This is a genomic window from Burkholderia sp. GbtcB21 (assembly GCF_019091065.1).
Taxonomy (GTDB): Bacteria; Pseudomonadota; Gammaproteobacteria; order Burkholderiales; family Burkholderiaceae; genus Burkholderia; species Burkholderia pyrrocinia_C.
Map to the genome: position 1 here is coordinate 162,265 of NZ_JAGXKA010000015.1, position 18,687 is coordinate 180,951.

The following is an 18,687-nucleotide window of genomic DNA, read 5'->3' on the forward strand; positions in this document are numbered from 1 at the left end:
TCGTTTTTTTGTCTCAGGGTCTTCCCGCACCCGCCATCGCGCGGGACCGGCCCCGCTACGCGATATCGTCCAGCGCATCGGGGGCGATCAGGTCGATCCGGTCAGTGCAGACCGCGTCGACGCCCCAGCGCGCGAGTTCGCGCGCCCGTTCGAGGTCGTTCACCGTGTACACCAGGATGCGCAGCCCGGCCGCCTTGATCGCGCGCACGAGCGGTTCGTCGAGCCGTTTGTGGTCTGCATGCAACGATACGCAGCCGAGCGCGTCGACGACCTGCGCATGCCAGTCGTCCGGCACGGCCTCGTAGAGCATCCCGCGCGGCAGCGCCGGCACGGTCGCGCGCGCCTGCTGCAGCGCATCGAACGAGAACGACGACAGCAGCGGCGGGATCTCGGCATCGCGCCAGTACGCGGCCGCGTCGGCCGCCACGCGCTGCCCCGTCTCGCGCTCGCGCCCCGGGCACGGCTTGATCTCGACATTCGCGGCCAGGCCGTGCGCGATGCAGCGCGCCGCCGCCGCCTCGAGCGTCGGCATCCGCTCGCCCGCGAAGCGCGCGTCGAGCCATGCGCCCGCGTCGAGCGCGGCCAGCGCCGCATAACGCATGCCCGCCGCTGCCCCCTGGCCGTTCGAGGTTCGGTCGACCGTGTCGTCGTGCAGCAGGAACGTCACGTCGTCGGCCGACAGCTTCGCGTCGAACTCGACCATCCGGTGACCGCGTCGCGCCCCCTCGTCGAGCGCGGCGAGCGTGTTCTCCGGCGCGAGCGTGCCGCCGCCGCGATGGGCGACGACGCGCGGATAAGGCCAGTCGGTACGGGAAGTCATCGTCGGCCTCTCGGCAAATGCAGCAGGTTCAGCCGGCACGCTTGCCGGTTTCGGGATCGAAGAAATGCAGCCGGTGCGCGGGCAGCGCGGCCGCCAGCGCCGTGCCGCGCGCCGGACGGTCCGCGTGCGGCAGGCGCACCGCGACGTCGTGGTTGCCCCAGCGGCCGTGCGCGAGATTGTCGGCGCCGAGCAGCTCGCACGAGTCGACGGGCAGCGTCGCCTGCGCGACGCCCGGCTGCGGCGTCATGTGTTCGGGGCGTACGCCGAGCACCCAGTCGCGCCCGGTGGCGATCTCCGCGCCGATACCGGGCGCGCCGGCGACCGGCAGCGCGGGGCCGCCGCCCGCGACCGTAAAGGTCGCGCCGTCGTCCGACAGCCGGCCGTGCATCAGGTTCATCGCGGGCGAGCCGATGAAGCCCGCGACGAACACCGTCGCCGGCTTCTCGTACACGTCGACCGGTGCACCGATCTGCTCCGCGTAGCCGCGGTTCATCACGATCACACGCTGCGCGAGCGTCATCGCCTCGATCTGGTCGTGCGTCACGTAGACGCTCGTCGTCGCGAGCCGCGCATGCAGCCGCTGGATCTCGAGCCGCATCTGCACGCGCAGCTTCGCGTCGAGGTTCGACAACGGTTCGTCGAACAGGAACACCGACGGCTCGCGCACGATCGCGCGCCCCATCGCGACGCGCTGCCGCTGGCCGCCCGACAGCTCGCGCGGCCGCCGCGCGAGCAGCGGCTCGAGCTCGAGGATCTTCGCGGCCGCGGCCACCCGCGAGTCGATCGCCGCACGCTCGATCCCGCGGATCTTCAGCCCGTAGCCCATGTTCTGCGCGACCGTCATGTGCGGGTACAGCGCATAGTTCTGGAACACCATCGCGATGTCGCGATCCTTCGGCTCCAGCGCGTTGACGACGCGCTCGCCGATCGCGATCTCGCCATCCGTCACGCTCTCGAGCCCCGCGATCATCCGCAGCAACGTCGATTTGCCGCAGCCCGACGGGCCGACCAGCACGATGAATTCGCCGTCGGCGATCTCGACGTCGATGCCATGCAGCACATGCTGCTTGCCGTCGTAGGATTTCCTGACGCCCTTCAAGCTCAGCGCAGCCATACTTGGTCTTTCTCCCGGTTGCCGTCCGTCATTCATTTCTCAGAATCGACGAGGCCGCGCACGAACCAGCGCTGCATCGCCAGCACGACGACGAGCGGCGGAATCATCGCCAGCAGCGTCGCCGCCATCACGTATTGCCATTCGGTCGCGGCGTCGCCGCTCGCGATCATCGTCTTGATGCCCACCACCGCCGTCGACAGCGACGCCTCCGTCGTGATCAGGATCGGCCACAGATACTGGTTCCAGCCGTAGATGAACGTGATCACGAACAGCGCCGCGATGCTCGTCTTCGACAGCGGCAGCACGACGTCCCAGAAGAAGCGCAGCGCGCCCGCGCCGTCGATGCGCGCGGCATCCATCAGCTCGTCGGGCAGCGTCATGAAGAACTGGCGGAACAGGAACGTCGCGGTCGCCGATGCGATCAGCGGCAGCGTGAGCCCCGCGTAGGTGTTCGTCAGGTGCAGCGTCGACACGACCTGCACGGTCGGGAAGATCCGCACTTCCACCGGCAGCATCAGCGTGACGAAGATCAGCCAGAACGCCGTGTTGCGGAACGGGAAGCGGAAATAGACGATCGCGTATGCGGACAGGATCGACATCGCGATCTTGCCGACCGCGATGCCGAGCGCCATCGCGAAGCTGTTCACGAGCAGGCGGCCGAACGGCGCCGTCGTGCCGCCGCTGCCGTGCCCCCAGATGTACGCGATGTTCTCGAACAGATGCGTGCTCGGCACCAGCGACAGCGGCACCGTGAACACTTCCTGCGCATTCATCGTCGCCGCGCAGAACGCGACGTAGACGGGGAACACGATCAGCACGATGCCCGCGACCAGCACCGCGTGGCAGAACAGGTCGAAGCCCTTGCGATTTTCGATCATGCGTATTGCACCCTGCGTTCGACGAAGCGGAACTGGATCACCGTAAGCCCGACGACGATGATCATCAGCACGACCGACTGTGCGCCCGAGCTGCCGATGTCGAGCCCCTGGAAGCCCTCCGCGAAGATCTTGTAGATCAGCGTCTTCGTGCTCTGCGCCGGGCCGCCGCCGGTGGCCGCGTCGATCACCGGGAAGGTGTCGAAGAACGCGTAGACGAGGTTCACGACCAGCAGGAAGAAACTCGTCGGCGACAGCAATGGCAGCACGATGTTGAAGAAGCGCCGCACCGGCCCCGCGCCGTCGATCGCCGCCGCCTCGATCAGCGAGCGCGGGATCGCCTGCAGGCCCGCGTAGAAGAACAGGAAGTTGTAGCTCACCTGTTTCCACACCGACGCGAGCACGACGAGGAACATCGCCTGCCCGCCGTTCAGCGCGTGGTTCCACACGATGCCGCCCTTCGCGAGCGCATAGGTGATCAGGCCGATGCTCGGGTTGAACAGGAATGCCCACAGCACGGCCGCGATCGTCGGTGCGACCGCGTACGGCCAGATCAGCAGCGTGCGGTACACGCGCGCGCCGCGGATCACGCGGTCGGCGCACGCGGCGAGCAGCAGCGACACGACGAGCCCGCTCACCGTGACGAGCGAGCTGAACACGAGCGTCGTGCGAAACGAATCGAGGTACAGCGGATCGGCGAACAGGTGCGTGAAGTTCGCGAAGCCGACGAATTCGCTCGACGTGCCGAACGCGTCCTGCATCTGCGTCGACTGCCACAGCGCGACGCCGGCCGGCCACAGGAAGAACACGGCGGTGATCGCGAGCTGCGGCGCGATCAGCAGGTACGGCACCAGGCTCGTACCGAAGCGGGAACGGGATTGCATCGCGGATATCCGGTCAGGCGAAACGGAAAGGAAACCGCGCCGCCGGACCGCACGCACGCATGCGCGGCGCGGCCGGCGGCACGAAGCGATGCGTGCTCAGCCGCCCGACTTCTCGAAGCGGCGCAGCAGTTCGTCGCCGCGCGAGGCCGCCGAATCGAGCGCGTCCTTCGGCGACTTCTTCTGCGCCCAGACCTGCTCGAACTCCTCGTCGACGATCGTGCGGATCTGCGGCATGTTGCCCAGACGCAGCCCCTTCGTGTAAGGCAGCGGCGGCTTGTTCAGCATCTGCTTGATCGCGGTTTCGGCGCTCGGGTTCTTCGCGTAGAAGCCCTGCTGGCGCGTGAGGTCGTACGCGGCAGTCGTGACCGGCAGGTAGCCCGTGTCCTGGTGCCACTTCGCGGCGACGGCCGGCGATGCGAGGTATGCGAGGAATTTCGCGACGCCCTTGTAGGTCGCCGGATCCTTGCCGGCCAGCACCCACAGGCTCGCGCCGCCGATGATCGCGTTCTGCGGCGCGCCCTTCACGTTCGCGTCATACGGCATCATGCCCGTGCCGTAGCTGAACTTCGCGAATTTCTGCACGTTCGCGAGCGCGCCCGACGACGTCGTCAGGATCCCGCAGTCGCCGCTGTAGAACTTCGCCGATGCTTCATCCTTGCGGCCCGCGTACGTGAACGTGCCGTCCTTCGCCATCTGCTGCAGGAACGCGACGTGCGCGATCTGCTGCGGCTTGTTGAATTCGAGCGCCGCGTCGGTGCCGTCGAAGCCGTTGTTGCGGCTCGCGAACGGCAGCCCGTGCCATGCGCTGTAGTTCTCGAGCTGGATCCAGCCCTGCCAGCCGGTCGTGAAGCCGCACGCCATCCCCGACTTGCGCAGCTTCTCGGCATCGGCCTTCACGTCGTCCCACGTCTTCGGCGGCTGGTTCGGGTCGAGCCCGGCCTTCTTGAACGCGTCCTTGTTGTAGTACAGCACCGGCGTCGAGCTGTTGAACGGCATCGACACGAGATGGCCCGTCTTCGCGTCGCTGTAATAGCTCGAGATGGTCGGCACGAACGCCTTTTCGTCGAGCGGCACGCCGGCCTGCTTGAACACGTCGTAGACGGGCACGACGGCCTTCTTCGCCTGCATCATCGTGGCCGTGCCGACTTCATAGACCTGGAGGATCGCCGGCGCGTTGCCGCTGCGATAGGCGGCGATGCCGGCAGCAAGCGCCTGGTCGTAGGTGCCCTTGAAGACCGGCACGATCTTGTAGTCGCTCTGCGACGCGTTGAACTGCTCGGCAATCGCGTTGACCCGCTCGCCGAGCGCGGCCTCCATCGCATGCCAGAACTGGATCTCCGTCGCGGCGAACGCCACGTGCTGCACCCCGAACATCAGCGCGCCGCCGAGCGCGATCGAACGAACCATGGTCCCCGCAGGCTTCTTCTTCATCGACCTCTCCTATGAAAACGTTACCAACAGCGTATGCAACATTCCCGTCGCCATTGAACCGGCGAAGTCTAGTGATCGTTTGTGACAGTCAGTTGTCGTTGATGACGAACAGGCGCTGATATTCCTTCAGTGCGAAGCGGTCGGTCATTCCGGCGATGTAGTGCGCGACGAGACGCGGCTGCTGCGCTGTGTCGTCCGACTGGTACGGCGGCGGCAGCAGACGCGGATCGTCGATGAACGCGTCGAACAGCCCCGTGACGACGCGCTGCGCCTTGCTCGCCATGCGCATCACCTTGTAGTGGCGATACAGGTTCTTGAAGAGGAAACGCTTGAGGGCGGCCGCCTGCGCGGCGACCGTCGCGCTGTGCGACACGAGCGGCGGCGCGGCGCGCACGTCGTCGAGCGACGCGGGCGCGACACGCGCGAGATTGCGCGTCGTCTCGTCGATCAGGTCGACGATCAGCGTGTTGATGATGCGGCGTACCGTCTCGTGCACGAGACGGCGGCCTTCGAGGTGCGGGAATTCGGCGAGCGCCGCTTCGTAGTGGCGCTGCCACAGCTCGACTTCCGCGAGCTGCTCGATCGTGATCAGGCCGGAACGCAGGCCGTCGTCGACGTCGTGATTGTTGTAGGCAATTTCGTCCGCGATGTTCGCGAGCTGCGCTTCGAGCGACGGCTGCCGGCCCTGCAGGAAGCGCTCGCCGAGCGCGCCGAGCTTGCGTGCGTTCTCGCGCGAGCAGTGCTTCAGAATGCCTTCGCGGGTCTCGAAGCACAGGTTCAGCCCGTCGAACGCGCCGTAATGTTCCTCGAGCTCGTCGACGACGGCAAGGCTCTGCAGGTTGTGCTCGAAGCCGCCGTGGTCACGCATGCATGCATTCAACGCGTCCTGGCCGGCATGGCCGAACGGCGTATGGCCGAGATCGTGCGCGAGCGAGATCGCCTCGACGAGATCCTCGTTCAGGCGCAGGTTGCGCGCGACCGAGCGCGCGATCTGCGCGACTTCGAGGCTGTGCGTGAGGCGCGTGCGGAACAGGTCGCCTTCGTGATTGACGAAGACCTGCGTCTTGTATTCGAGCCGGCGAAACGCGGTCGAATGGACGATGCGATCGCGGTCGCGCTGGAATTCGGTGCGCGCCGCCGGCGGCGTTTCCGGATGGCGGCGGCCGCGCGACTGCGACGCGTGTGCGGCATACGGAGCGAGATGGGCTTCCAGCGCCGCCAGCGTCGGCGGCTCGGCCACCGGCGCAGCGGATGCGCGGCCGGCTTCGGGCAGTGTGCTGCTGGATGTCTCGCTCACGTCTCCTCCATGTCGGGGGCGCCGGGGCATCCGGGCCGCCGTTACCGGGTTGTCTGCGCCAGTGTAGCGAATACGGCTTCGTCCGGCGCCTGCGTGATCAGCGTATCGCCGAATCGCTTCAGCAGGATGAATTTGATCGCGCCGGCTTCAGCCTTCTTGTCGACGCGCATCAAATCCATGTAGCGCGCGTCGCCGAGCGCGGGCCCGCGGGTCGGCAGGTGCGCGGCCGCGATCACCGCGTCGAGCCGCTGCCGCGACGCTTCGTCGAGCATGCCGAGCCGTACCGACAGGTCGCCCGCCATCACCATCCCGCAGCCGACCGCCTCGCCGTGCAGCCACTCGCCGTAGCCGAGCCCGGCCTCGATCGCATGGCCGAACGTGTGGCCGAAGTTCAGGATCGCGCGCAGGCCGCCTTCGCGCTCGTCGGCCGCGACCACGCTCGCCTTGATCTCGCACGAGCGCTTCACGGCGTGCGCGAGCGCTGCCGGCTCGCGACGGTTCAGCGCGTCGACGTTCGCCTCGATCCAGTCGAAGAATTCCGCATCGGCGATCGCGCCGGTCTTGATGATCTCGGCGACGCCGGCCGCCAGTTCGCGGTCGGGCAGCGTCGCCAGCGCGCCGATGTCCGCGATCACGGCTTGCGGCTGATAGAACGCGCCGATCATGTTCTTGCCGAGCGGGTGGTTGATGCCCGTCTTGCCGCCGACCGACGAATCGACCTGCGACAGCAGTGTGGTCGGCACCTGGATGAACGGCACGCCGCGCATGTAGCACGCGGCGGCAAAGCCCGTCATGTCGCCGACCACGCCGCCGCCGAGCGCGACGAGCGTCGTCTTGCGATCCGCGCGCCCGGTCAGCAGGCCGTCGAAGATCAGGTTCAGCGTTTCCCAGTTCTTGTACGCCTCGCCGTCCGGCAGCACGACCGTCGACACCTGCTTGCCAAGCGGCGCGAGCGCCGCGCGCAGCGTGTCGCCGTAAAGCGGATCGACCGTCGTGTTCGTGACGATCGTGACGGACGAACCCTTGATGTGAGGCGCGAACAGCTCCGCGCGGCCGATCAGGCCGGCGCCAATATGAATCGGATAGGCGCGGTCGCCCAGATCGACGTTGACAGTAATCATGCTTGTAGCGGCTTGGCGATGACGCCCGCCAGTTCGAGTTGCATCAGCACCATGTTGACGAGACCGTTGACCGACGGCCGGCCGGTCTCGATGACGAAATCCGCGCATTCGCGGTACAGCGGGTCGCGCACTTCGTAGAGCGCTTCGAGGCGCCCCTTCGGATCTTCGGTCTGCAGCAGCGGGCGGTTCTTGTCCTTGCGCGTGCGCAGCCACAGATCGTGCGGATTGGCACGCAGATAGACGACGATGCCATTGCTTTTCAGGCAGTCGCGATTTTCCGGGCGCAGCACCGCGCCGCCGCCCGTCGCGAGCACGATGTTCTCGCGCTGCGTGAGCTCGGCGATCACCTGCGTTTCGCGATCGCGAAACCCGGCCTCGCCCTCCAGCTCGAAGATCACCGGAATGCGCGCGCCCGTGCGGGCCTCGATTTCGTGGTCGGAGTCGAAGAACGTCCTGTCGAGACGACGCGCGACCGCACGGCCCACGGTGGTCTTACCCGCTCCCATAAGGCCGACGAAAAATACGTTTGCATGTGGGTCCCGCGCTTGCAACGGCTTCCTCTGCTTCAATCTTGCTGGTGTGTGGCGCAGCTTACTGGCAAAGCGGCTGCCTTGTCGAGCCTGCGCCGGCGGCTTCCGGCCCCGTTTTGTCGGGATCCGCGCCAGCCGCGCCGCGCGCATCGCAGCGCGCATCGACGACGGTCGGCGTGATGAAGACGACCAGTTCGCTGCGCTGGTCGCGCTGCGCGCGGTGCCGGAAAAGCGCGCCCAGAATCGGTATTTTGCCCAAGAGCGGCACCCGCGTCACATCGTTCCGGCGCAACTGCTCGTAGATCCCGCCGATCGCGACCGTCCCGCCGTCCTCGACCTCGACGCGCGTCTGCACGTGCTTCGTATGGATCGCCGGGCCGGCCGCCGTCGGCTCGCCGACGCTGTCCTTCGTCACGTCCAGGTCGAGCACCACGCGCCCGTCGGGCGTGATCTGCGGCTCGACCTCGAGCTTGAGCGTCGCGCGGCGGAACTGCACGCCGCTCACGCCGTTGCCGACCTTCGCCTGGTACGGCAGCTCCGAACCCTGCTCGACGATGGCCTTGACGCGATCGGCGGTCACCACGCGCGGACGCGAAACGATCTGTCCCCGCCCTTGCGCTTCGAGTGCGCTCAGTTCGATGTCGAGTACGCGGCTGAGCGGAGCGGCGAACAGCGTGAAGCCGGCGGTTGCCGCCTCGAAGCCGCCGAGCGGCCGCGCGGCAAGGTCGAGCGCGTTGCGCGCATCCGCCGTGAACGTGGTGCCGTCGCCCGACGGCGGGCGCCCCTGCGCACGCAGCGCGACGCGTGCGCCGAGGTTGCGCGAGAAGCCCTGTTCGCCCTCGACGATGCGCGCCTCGATCCGGACCTGCCGCGACGGCCGGTCGATCGCGTCGATCAGGCCCGCGATCTGTGCAATACGCGGTTCGAGATCGGTGACGAACAGCAGGTTCGTGCGCGGATCGGCCGCCGCGGCGCCGCGCTTCGACAGCAGGCGCTGGCCGGTCGCGCCGGCCAGCAGCCGTTGCACGTCCTGCGCGCGCGGGTAGTGCAGCGCGAACGTACGGCTCGCGAGCGGCTCCAGATCGGCCGCCCGCGCGTGCATCTCGAAGCGCTCGCGTTCGCGCGCGGCCAGTTCGGCCGCCGGTGTGACCCATATCACGTTGCCGCGCCGCGACATCGCGAGCCCGTGCGTGTCGAGCAGCGTGTCGAATGCATCGCGCCAGCGAACATTGTTCAGACGTAACGTGACGGTGCCGCGCACCTGCTCGCCGACGACGATATTGAGCCCCGTGAACCGGGCGAACGCGTCGAATGCAGCTGCGAGACCGACGCCCTGCAGATTCAGCGAGATTCGACGCGTGTCGTCCGCGTCGCCCGGTTGCCGTGACGCGTCGTCGCTGATCCGGGCCGGCGGCGCCAACGGGATCGGCGGCCCCTCCAGCCGGGGAGCCGGAGCGGCGGTTTCCGCCTGAAGCGCCGCGTGAGCCGCGTGATCGAACCGTTGCGGGCCGACCTCCGCCGACACGGCATCATCCACGCCATCGGCCAAGCCTCCGGGCGGCGGCAGGCCCGGCACCTGTGCATCCATCACCGCTGCTGGCCAGACGGCCGGCAGCGGTGGCAATGACGCACTTGCCCCGGCCGCCATCAATCCGGCCCAGACGACGGCGAGTGCCCGACATCCATACTTCATCATGGCCGGCCTCCGTCATCGAGGACGAGCCGGTGCGCCCCGTCCGCCGTCGCGAGCGTCACGGCCGCAGGCTCGACGCGCACCACGCGCGCAGCCCCGAGCGCTTCGCCGGGCGCCACGGCGGTGAATGTGCCGTCGCCGCCGTCGAACAGCGCGAGACCGGCGCGCGCGTCGCGAATCGTGCCGGCCAGGCGGGCCGCCTGACCATCCGCTGCGGACAAGCCAGCCGTGTCGAACGGGTCGTCGTCGAGCGCCGCTGCCGGAACCGCCACCGTGCCGCCAGCGCCCGTTGCAGCCGGCAGCGCCGGAAAAACGTCGACGGACATTTCCACGCGCGCCGCCTGCAATCCTCGCTCGACACGCAGCGCCGACGGCACCGCCAGCACCGGGAAGCTCGCCAGCCCGCCGACCACGTGCAACAACGCGCGAAAACCGCCATCCGCGGCGATACGCACCGTGCGCCGGCCGTCCGGCGCCGCGCCGCCGGCTTGCTGCGGTTCGATCGATACGCGACGCAGCCCGCTCGACGCTGCGAGATCGGCCAGTTCGAGCATCAGCGCGCCCCATTCCGGCGCAGGCGACAAGCGGTCATCGCGCGCTGGTGCCGGATCTGCGTCGCGCCGCTGCCCGGCGACCGCAAGCACGCGCTGTGCATCGGCCTCACGCACCTGCGCCTCTGCCAGCAACGTGCGACTGTGCGCGAGCCCGCTCCAGTCGGCGGCATTCGCCAGATGAATCCCGCCTGCCAGCACGGTTGCGAACGCGAATATGCAGCCGGCCGCATGGGCAGCCTCGGGCGACACGCGCCGCATGCCGCGCAGCCATGCTTCACCGCGCAACGCAGGCCGATGCGCGATCGCCATCATGCGCCGCCTCCCGCCGCCTTCCGCGACGACATCGCATCGCGCCAGCGCAGTTGGACCGAGAACCGGAACGGCATCCCCGTCGACGCGACCGGTGCATCCGAAGCAGGCTTCAACGCGTCGATATCGATCCGCCAGTCCCGCTGCTCGCGCGCCATCCCGGCGAGCCATCGCTCGGCCGCCCGGTAACTCGTGGCGCGCACATCGAGCTCGGCACCCGTCGGTGTCGTGCGCAGCGTGTCGAGCCGAACCGCGTCGTCTCGCACCTGCGCCAGCGTCGCCAGCAGCGCTGCGACGCGCCGGTAAGGCGCGGCGAGCTCGGCTGCCCGCGCGCCGCGCCGAGCGGCGGCGGCCGCTGCACCGGCGGCGCGCGTCGCAACTTCCACCCGCGGCTGCAACTGCCGCAGCCGCGTCTCCACGCTTGCGCGCTCGGCGTCCGCGCGCCACCGCAGCCATGCGGCAGCGCCCGTCCACAGACCGGCGCCGAGCACGCCGAGCAGGATTGCCGTCCCGCACTGCGCGGCCCGGCGACGTCGCAACGCCTGCGCCAGCCGCTCGCGGTACGGCAGCAGGTTGAAACCGCCGAGCCCCGCACGATCGACCGCAGCCGGCCCGGACGCGCGTGCCGGCATGCGACCGGTCATCATTCCCACACCCCACGCAACGCCAGCCCGAACGCGACGGCGAATGCCGGGCCGCCCGGCATGCCGGCGGGCGGGCACGGCTGCCCATCCCAGCCCGTGCAGTCGAACGGCACCGCAACTACGCCGAGCACGTCGCCGATATCGGCGACGGACGTCCCGAAGCGGGCGATGCACCGCTCGTCCCCGGCCACGAGTACGCAACGCACGGCCCCGAGCACGCGCTGGCGCAATGCGTCGGAGAACGCCTCCGGCACCCCGCCCGACAGCGCGAGCACCTGCGCGGCCAGCGCACCGTCGACCCGCCACGCTCGCACGCCCGAGTCGCTGAACCAGAGCGCGGCATAGGGACCATGCGCGTCGAGCTCGAACTGCGCCGCATAACGCAACGCGCGCAGCGCGGCCGCCGACTCGCCGTCGACGGCCGTCAGGTCGACACCGGCCTGGGCGGCCACGTCGATCCGCCGTTCGAGCAGCGCCAGCGGGGCCACCGCGACCTCGATCTCGCCAGACTGCGCGCGGTCATCCTGCCGCCAGTCGAACGCGAGGCTGTCCGGCGCGAGCCCCGAAATGCGCTCGGCCGCCTGCCGCGCGGCATCCTCGACGTCGTCACGCCCGGCCAGGTCGAGCGTTGCGGTGCGGATCTCTTCATCGCACAGCGCCATCACGCCGCACGCCTCGCACCGCACACCCGCCGCCGACAGCCGCGACACGGCCGCCGCCAGCGAGCGCGCGACCGCCGCCCAGCGCGCGTCTTCCGGCCCGCCCGCCAACCCGACCGGCTCCCGCTCGAGCCCCTCGACGCGCACATCGACAGCACGGGCGCGCCGGCTCAGTGCGACCACCCTCACCTCGTCCGCCCCGACGTCGATTCCCGTCGCACCGTGCCTGCCCTGCGCGAACCGCGCCATCCATCGTCCCGCCATTCCGGCCTCCCGCGATCGTCGCGGCCCACGCCGCGTTTCCGAGACCAGATTCTGCAAAGCGGCGCGTTCGGCCGACAGTCGGCCGAACGGCCAGCATCGGCTCGAAACGGCCGCGCGCGGGCTATGCTGAAGACACGGCAACCCGCGGCTTTTCGGCGGGCAGCCCCCGTGTCAGGACCGGTCTTACCGGGCAGCTATAATCGCGAGACTGTTTTCCGGTATGCCTATGCAATCCACGACTCCTACGTCCCCGCCTCCCGCCCCGGAGCCGAAGAAGCGTCCCTGGTGGCAAAAAGTCCTGCTCGGCTTCGCCGCGATGTGCGTGGCCCTCGTCGTGGCCGGCGGCCTCGTGCTCGGCTACGCGCTCGTCGTCGCGTGGCCGAACATGCCGTCGCTCGACGCGCTGACCGACTATCGCCCGAAAGTGCCGCTGCGCATCTATACGTCCGATCACGTGCTGATCGGCGAATTCGGCGAAGAGCGCCGCGACGTCGTCCATTTCAAGGACGTGCCCGACTCGCTGAAGAAGGCGATCCTCGCGATCGAGGACGCGCGCTTCTACGATCACGGCGGCGTCGACCTCACCGGCATCATCCGCGCCGGCTTCGTCGCGCTGACGAACGGCCATGCATCGCAGGGCGCGAGCACGATCACGATGCAGGTCGCGCGCAACTTCTTCCTGTCGAGCGAGAAGACCTACACGCGCAAGATCTACGAGATGCTGCTCGCGTACCGAATCGAGCGCGCGCTGACGAAGGATCAGATTCTCGAGGTCTACATGAATCAGATCTATCTCGGCCAGCGCGCGTACGGCTTCGCGAGCGCCGCGCGGGTCTATTTCGGCAAGGACCTGAAGGACATCACGCTCGCGGAGGCGGCGATGCTCGCGGGGCTGCCGAAGGCGCCGTCCGCGTATAACCCGGTCGTGAACCCGAAGCGCGCGAAGGTACGCCAGGAATACATCCTGCAGCGGATGCTCGAGCTGAACTTCATCACGCGCGAGCAGTACGACGAGGCCGTCGCGCAGCCGCTCGTCGTCAAGGGCCCGGGCCGCGATTTCAGCGTGCACGCCGAGTACGTCGCGGAAATGGTCAGACAGATGATGTACGCGCAGTACCGCGAGGAAACCTACACGCGCGGCTTCAACGTCGTCACGACGATCGATTCCGCGGACCAGCAGGTCGCGTACACCGCGCTGCGCAAGGGCATCATGGATTACGAGCGCCGGCACGGCTATCGCGGGCCGGAAGGCTTCATCGAGCTGCCGGCCGGTGCGGACGACCGCGAACAGGCGATCGACGACGCGCTGCTCGAGCACCCCGACAACGGCGAACTGATTGCCGCGGTCGTCACGGCCGCGAGCCCGCGCCAGATCACGGTCGCGTTCATCGACGGCAGCACGGCGACGATCGAAGGCGACAACCTGCGCTTCGCGTCGGGCGCGCTGTCGACCAACGCGCAGCCGAACCGCCGCATCCGCCCCGGTGCGATCGTCCGCGTCGTGAAGAACGACGCCGGCAAATGGTCGATCACGCAGTTGCCGCAGGTCGAAGGCGCGTTCCTGTCGATCATCCCGCAGGACGGCGCGATCCGCTCGCTCGTCGGCGGCTTCGACTACAACAAGAACAAGTTCAACCACGTCACGCAGGCGTGGCGGCAGCCGGGTTCGTCGTTCAAGCCGTTCATCTACTCGGCGTCGCTCGACAAGGGCCTCGGGCCGGCAACCGTGATCAACGACGGCCCGCTGTATTTCAGCGCCGCCGAAACGGGCGGCCAGCCGTGGGAGCCGAAGAACTACGGCGGCGGCTTCGAAGGCCCGATGTCGATGCGGACCGCGCTGCAGCGCTCGCGCAACCTCGTGTCGATCCGGATCCTGAACCATATCGGCACGAAGTACGCGCAGCAGTACATCACGCGCTTCGGCTTCGACGCCGAGCGCCATCCGGCCTACCTGCCGATGGCGCTCGGCGCGGGCCAGGTCACGCCGCTGCAGATGGCCGGCGCGTACTCGGTCTTCGCGAACGGCGGCTACCGCGTCAATCCGTACCTGATCGCCGAAGTCACCGATCCGAACGGCGCGATCGTCGCACGCGCGCAGCCGCTCGTCGCCGAGCAGAACGCGCCGCGCGCGATCGACGCGCGCAACGCATACGTGATGAACAGCCTGCTGCAGAGCGTCGCGCAGCGCGGCACGGGCGCGCGGACCAACGTCCTGAAGCGCACCGACCTCGCGGGCAAGACCGGCACGACGAACGATTCGCACGACGCGTGGTTCGCCGGCTACCAGCACACACTCGCCGCGATCGCGTGGATCGGCTACGACAACCCGCGCAGCCTCGGCGATCGCGAAACCGGCGGTGGCCTGTCGCTGCCCGTCTGGATCGACTACATGGGCGCGGCGCTGAAGGGCGTGCCGGAGTTCAAGCCGACGGTGCCGGACGGCGTCGAGTCGCTCGGCAGCGAGCTGTACTTCACCGACTTCACGCCGGGGCACGGTTTCGTGTCGACGGTCGGTGTGCCGCAGGCGCCGGCCGCGCAGAACGTCGACGAAGCGGCGCCGGCGCCGCACGTCGACGAGCAGGAAAAGCAGGACATCATGAACCTGTTCCGCGGCCACTGACCCGCGGCCCCGGACATGAAAAAAGCGCCCCGTGAATGAACCGCGGGGCGCTTTTTCTTTTGGTACGACGTTCGGGGCCCGGCGCCCCGGCCGTCACGCGCTGAACGTGATCGGCAGGCCGGCCTGCTGCGTCGCGTATTCGGTGAGCGCCGCGTAGAACTCGGTGCCGGTGCGCGTATCGCGCCATTCGCCGTCGATGAAACGGTAGTGGAATCCGCCCGCCTTCGCGGCGATCCACACTTCCTTCATCGGCGGCTGCAGGTTGACGATGATCTTCGAGCCATTCTCGAACGTCAGCGTCAGGACGCTGCCGTTGCGCTCCAGATCGATGTCGTGGTCGCCGTCGTTCGCGGTGTCGACGGTACGCTCGACGGCCGTCAGCACGGCCTCGGCACGGGTCAGGTATTCGGTATCGGACATGCTAAACTCTATCGGTTCAATTGTTCAGGGACGATCATGCGAGTCGTTTTCCGGATGAGCGCGATTGTAGCGGCTTTGGCGATTCTTGCCGGCTGCGGTCAAAGCGGCCCGCTCTATCTGCCTACCGTGCCTCCGCTGCCCAAGCCGATCCAGCAGCAGGACACACCGCCGTCGGACGTGAAGCCGACCGATGAAAACGCGTCATCCGACAGTGTGCCCGATTCGTCCGGCACGCCGCTCACGCTGACGCCCGAACTGTCGAGCGACGCATCGAAAATACCCGCGCCGGCGTCAGGCTCGGCCGTCGCGCAGTAACGACGAGACGGCATCCGCGCAGATCGCGAAACAAGGCGATGACTTCCCGGTCATCGCCTTTTGTTTTTGCAGGCCGTGCCGTCACGCGCGCACGCGCCGCCATCCCCATGCGGCCAGCCGCCAGCCGAGCAGCACGGCGACGATCGCCGCGTAGAGCTTCGGCTGCGCGAGATCGTGCTTGCCGGCCCTCATCCACCAGAAGTGCAGCACGCCGAACAGCGCGATCGCGTAGATCGCGCCGTGCAGCGTCGCCCAGTGGCGGCCGAGCCGGCGCACCATCGCACGCGGCGACGTCGCGGCGAGCGGGATCAGCAGCACGAACGCGACAAAGCCGACCGTGATGAACGGGCGCTTGCCGACGTCCTTCAGGATCGCGACGACATCGAACCACTTGTCGAACCACAGGTAGGTCGTGAAGTGCAGCGTCGCGTAAAAGAACGCGAACAGCCCGATCATCCGGCGAAAACGCAGCAGCGTCGCGAAGCCCGTCATGCGCCGGAGCGGCGTGACGGCCAGCGTGATGCAAAGCATCACGAGCGTCCACAGGCCGGTCGAACGCGTGATGAATTCGATCGGGTTCGCGCCGAGCCGGTCGGTCAGCCCGAACAGCACGAGACGCGCAAGCGGATAGAGGCCGGTCGCGAAAACCAGCACCTTGGCCGGCATGAGCCAGCGCGGCGCGCCCGTACGAATCGCACCGGCCCGGGTCGCGCGTGCGGTCGATCCGGTGCCGGCTGCGCGCGCGGGTGTCAGCGTCGAAGGAGGCATGTCGTTTCTCACCGTCGCGCTCAGAAGTTCTTTTTCAGGTCCATGCCCTGATACATCGACGCGACCAGATCGCCGTAGCCGTTGAACATCAGCGTCTTGCGCTTCGGCGTGAAGAAACCGTCCTCGCCGATGCGCCGCTCGGTCGCCTGGCTCCAGCGCGGATGATCGACGTTCGGGTTCACGTTCGAATAAAAGCCGTACTCGTTCGACGCGTACGTGTTCCAGCTCGTCTTCGGCTGCTTGTCGACGAAGCGGATCTTCACGAGCGACTTCGCGCTCTTGAAGCCGTACTTCCACGGCACGACGATTCGCACCGGCGCGCCGTTCTGGTTCGGCAGCACCTGCCCGTAGACACCCATCGTCAGCAGCGTCAGCGGATTCATCGCCTCGTCCATCCGCAGCCCTTCCGAATACGGCCAGTCGAGCACGGGTGTCGAGAGGCCCGGCATCTGCGACGGATCGGCCAGCGTGATGAACTGCACGTATTTCGCATTGCCGGTCGGCTGTACACGCTTGATCAGCTCGGACAGCGGCACGCCGATCCACGGGATCACCATCGACCAGCCTTCGACGCAGCGCAGCCGGTACACGCGCTCCTCGAGCGGTGCGAGCTTCAGCAGCTCGTCGAGATCGAACACCTTCGGGTGCAGCACCTCGCCCTCGACGCTCACGCGCCACGGGCGCGGCCGCAGCGTGCCGGCGTTCTGCGCCGGGTCGCTCTTGTCGGTGCCGAATTCGTAGAAGTTGTTGTAGGACGTGATGTCCTTGAACGGCGTCACCTTGTCGGCCGCGACGAACTTCGGGTTCGTTTTCGCCGCGAGCTTCGTCGCCCGCGCGTCGGGCGACGCATACGCGGCAAATGCCGCGCCGCTGCCGCCGAGCAACCCGCCCGCCGCCGCGAGGCCGGCCGCCTGCAGGACGCGCCGCCGGTTCTCGAACACCGCGCGCGGCGTGATCTCGCTGTGCGCGATATCGGCGCCGGTCAGTACGTTCCGCAAAGGGCGTTTGATCCACATCGTGCTGCTCCTCCTGCATGCGCCGCGCGCACGCTTCATCAGCGTTCGACCCGGCCCGTCATGCGCCGTTCGACGCCCGGATCGCCCGCCCGTTACAAAAGAAAACCGCCGGGCACGCAGTGCACCGGCGGTCTCATAGTCGGACGAGCGGCCGAAATCTTACAGCTTGCCGTAGCTGTGCAGCCCGGACAGGAACATGTTGACGCCGAGGAACGCGAACGTCGTGACGAGCAGGCCCGTGAGTGCCCACCACGCGGCAACCGCGCCGCGCAGGCCCTTCATCAGCCGCATGTGCAGCCACGCCGCGTAGTTGAGCCACACGATCAGCGCCCAGGTTTCCTTCGGGTCCCAGCTCCAGTAGCCGCCCCATGCCTCGGCCGCCCACAGCGCGCCGAGGATCGTCGCGATCGTGAAGAACGCGAAACCGACCGCGATCGACTTGTACATCACGTCGTCGAGCACCTCGAGCGTCGGCAGGCGATCGGCGAGCACGCCGCGCTCCTTCATCAGGTACGCGACCGACACCATCGCCGACAGCGCGAAGCTGCCGTAACCGATGAAGTTCGCCGGCACGTGGATCTTCATCCACCAGCTCTGCAGCGCAGGCACGAGCGGCTGGATCTGCTGCGCATCGCGCGCGACCGAGTACCACATCAGGAAGCCGACCGCCGCGCTGATGACCAGCAGCACGAACGCGCCGAGCGAACGCGTGCCGTAGTGGCCTTCGTAATACAGATAGAGCAGCGCGGTGATCAGGCTGAACAGGACGAACACCTCGTAGAGGTTCGATACGGGGATATGCCCGACGTCGGCGCCGATCAGGTAGGACTCGTACCAGCGCACCATCAGCCCCGTGAAGCCCATCAGCACGGCGACCCACGTGAGCTTCTGGCCGATCGCGGCGCCCGTTTCCGAGCGCGCGAGCAAGCCGATCCAGTAGAAGATCGTCGCGAGCACGAACAACGCGCTCATCCACAGGATCGCCGACTGGCTTGACAGGAAGTACTTGAGGAAGAACGCCGAATCGGCGCGCGCGAGATCGCCCTGGTAGATCTGGATCGACAGCAGCGACAGCACGGCGATCGACGCCATCATCAGCCGCGCGGGCTTCCAGCGCCAGCCGAGCGCGACGAGCGCCGGCACGGTGCCGATCATCACCGCCTTGTCGTAGTAATCCATGTGCGCGTTGTAGTGCACGAGCGCATAACCCGCGCCCGCCACGAGCGCCAGTGCGAACAGCCAGTCGATCAGCGACAGGCGCGCGAGAAACGGACGGTCGTCGAACAGCGGCGCCGAAACCGGGGCCTGGGCCGACGCCCGGGGGGAAGAGGAAACTTGCGTGAGATCCATGAT

18 protein-coding genes are annotated in these 18,687 nt (G+C 68.0%); 2 read left to right on the forward strand and 16 right to left on the reverse strand.

Features of this window, described 5'->3' with window-relative positions; genetic code table 11:
• Nucleotides 1-55 precede the first annotated feature (55 nt).
• The 12 genes from ugpQ to KVT39_RS28540 all read right to left on the reverse strand — a co-directional run bounded on the left by ugpQ (nt 56) and on the right by KVT39_RS28540 (nt 12,195).
• Nucleotides 56-820: a glycerophosphodiester phosphodiesterase gene (gene ugpQ / locus KVT39_RS28485; protein WP_217590724.1), complete on the reverse strand. Its 765-nt coding sequence runs from the start codon at nt 818-820 to the stop codon at nt 56-58.
• Nucleotides 821-848: 28 nt separating this feature from the next.
• A complete protein-coding gene (locus KVT39_RS28490; RefSeq protein WP_034183627.1) occupies nt 849-1,934 on the reverse strand; it encodes a sn-glycerol-3-phosphate import ATP-binding protein UgpC in 1,086 nt (361 codons plus the stop codon).
• A gap of 32 nt (nt 1,935-1,966) precedes the next feature.
• Complete coding sequence (ugpE, locus tag KVT39_RS28495) at nt 1,967-2,812, reverse strand: sn-glycerol-3-phosphate ABC transporter permease UgpE (protein ID WP_217590725.1); 846 nt, start codon at nt 2,810-2,812, stop codon at nt 1,967-1,969.
• Nucleotides 2,809-3,693 carry a sn-glycerol-3-phosphate ABC transporter permease UgpA gene (ugpA, locus tag KVT39_RS28500; protein WP_031400119.1) on the reverse strand — a complete coding sequence of 295 codons (885 nt, stop codon included), beginning with the start codon at nt 3,691-3,693 and terminating at the stop codon, nt 2,809-2,811. Before ugpA ends, ugpE begins: the two co-directional genes overlap by 4 nt.
• 96 nt (nt 3,694-3,789) lie before the next feature.
• A complete protein-coding gene (gene ugpB / locus KVT39_RS28505) occupies nt 3,790-5,124 on the reverse strand; it encodes a sn-glycerol-3-phosphate ABC transporter substrate-binding protein UgpB (RefSeq protein WP_034183624.1) in 1,335 nt (444 codons plus the stop codon).
• Nucleotides 5,125-5,212: 88 nt separating this feature from the next.
• Nucleotides 5,213-6,397, reverse strand: a complete 1,185-nt coding sequence (locus KVT39_RS28510; RefSeq protein WP_244099667.1) for a deoxyguanosinetriphosphate triphosphohydrolase — start codon at nt 6,395-6,397, stop codon at nt 5,213-5,215.
• A 65-nt stretch (nt 6,398-6,462) separates the two neighbouring features.
• The gene (aroB, locus tag KVT39_RS28515) at nt 6,463-7,542 is read right to left on the reverse strand and encodes a 3-dehydroquinate synthase (RefSeq protein ID WP_034183622.1); all 1,080 of its coding nucleotides are present in this window, start codon (nt 7,540-7,542) and stop codon (nt 6,463-6,465) included.
• Entirely contained in the window at nt 7,539-8,093 is a 555-nt protein-coding gene (aroK, locus tag KVT39_RS28520) for a shikimate kinase AroK (protein WP_131947953.1), read from the reverse strand. The genes aroB and aroK overlap by 4 nt, the downstream gene beginning before the upstream one ends.
• A gap of 40 nt (nt 8,094-8,133) precedes the next feature.
• Complete coding sequence (locus KVT39_RS28525; protein ID WP_034183620.1) at nt 8,134-9,768, reverse strand: type IV pilus secretin PilQ; 1,635 nt, start codon at nt 9,766-9,768, stop codon at nt 8,134-8,136.
• A complete protein-coding gene (locus tag KVT39_RS28530) occupies nt 9,765-10,631 on the reverse strand; it encodes a pilus assembly protein (RefSeq protein WP_217590726.1) in 867 nt (288 codons plus the stop codon). Before KVT39_RS28530 ends, KVT39_RS28525 begins: the two co-directional genes overlap by 4 nt.
• Complete coding sequence (locus KVT39_RS28535; RefSeq protein WP_254640670.1) at nt 10,628-11,272, reverse strand: fimbrial protein; 645 nt, start codon at nt 11,270-11,272, stop codon at nt 10,628-10,630. Before KVT39_RS28535 ends, KVT39_RS28530 begins: the two co-directional genes overlap by 4 nt.
• On the reverse strand, nt 11,272-12,195 hold the full coding sequence (locus tag KVT39_RS28540; protein WP_217590727.1) for a competence protein ComA: 924 nt from the start codon (nt 12,193-12,195) through the stop codon (nt 11,272-11,274). Before KVT39_RS28540 ends, KVT39_RS28535 begins: the two co-directional genes overlap by 1 nt.
• A gap of 220 nt (nt 12,196-12,415) precedes the next feature.
• Between KVT39_RS28540 and KVT39_RS28545 the strand changes: the two genes are divergently transcribed.
• Nucleotides 12,416-14,815, forward strand: a complete 2,400-nt coding sequence (locus tag KVT39_RS28545; protein ID WP_034183617.1) for a penicillin-binding protein 1A — start codon at nt 12,416-12,418, stop codon at nt 14,813-14,815.
• Nucleotides 14,816-14,908: 93 nt separating this feature from the next.
• Here KVT39_RS28545 and cyaY read toward each other — a convergent pair whose 3' ends face one another.
• On the reverse strand, nt 14,909-15,235 hold the full coding sequence (gene cyaY, locus KVT39_RS28550) for an iron donor protein CyaY (protein ID WP_034183616.1): 327 nt from the start codon (nt 15,233-15,235) through the stop codon (nt 14,909-14,911).
• 36 nt (nt 15,236-15,271) lie between these two features.
• Between cyaY and KVT39_RS28555 the strand changes: the two genes are divergently transcribed.
• The gene (locus KVT39_RS28555; RefSeq protein WP_034183615.1) at nt 15,272-15,550 is read left to right on the forward strand and encodes a lipoprotein; all 279 of its coding nucleotides are present in this window, start codon (nt 15,272-15,274) and stop codon (nt 15,548-15,550) included.
• Between the two features lie 81 nt (nt 15,551-15,631).
• Here the strand turns inward: KVT39_RS28555 and msrQ are convergent, their stop codons facing one another.
• The 3 genes from msrQ to ccsB form a co-directional block, all read right to left on the reverse strand.
• Nucleotides 15,632-16,318, reverse strand: coding sequence for a protein-methionine-sulfoxide reductase heme-binding subunit MsrQ (gene msrQ / locus KVT39_RS28560; RefSeq protein WP_217590728.1), 687 nt, complete (start codon nt 16,316-16,318; stop codon nt 15,632-15,634).
• Nucleotides 16,319-16,338: 20 nt separating this feature from the next.
• Nucleotides 16,339-17,334, reverse strand: a complete 996-nt coding sequence (gene msrP, locus KVT39_RS28565; protein ID WP_217590729.1) for a protein-methionine-sulfoxide reductase catalytic subunit MsrP — start codon at nt 17,332-17,334, stop codon at nt 16,339-16,341.
• A 159-nt stretch (nt 17,335-17,493) separates the two neighbouring features.
• A complete protein-coding gene (ccsB, locus tag KVT39_RS28570; protein ID WP_217590730.1) occupies nt 17,494-18,684 on the reverse strand; it encodes a c-type cytochrome biogenesis protein CcsB in 1,191 nt (396 codons plus the stop codon).
• Between the last annotated feature and the right edge of the window lie 3 nt (nt 18,685-18,687).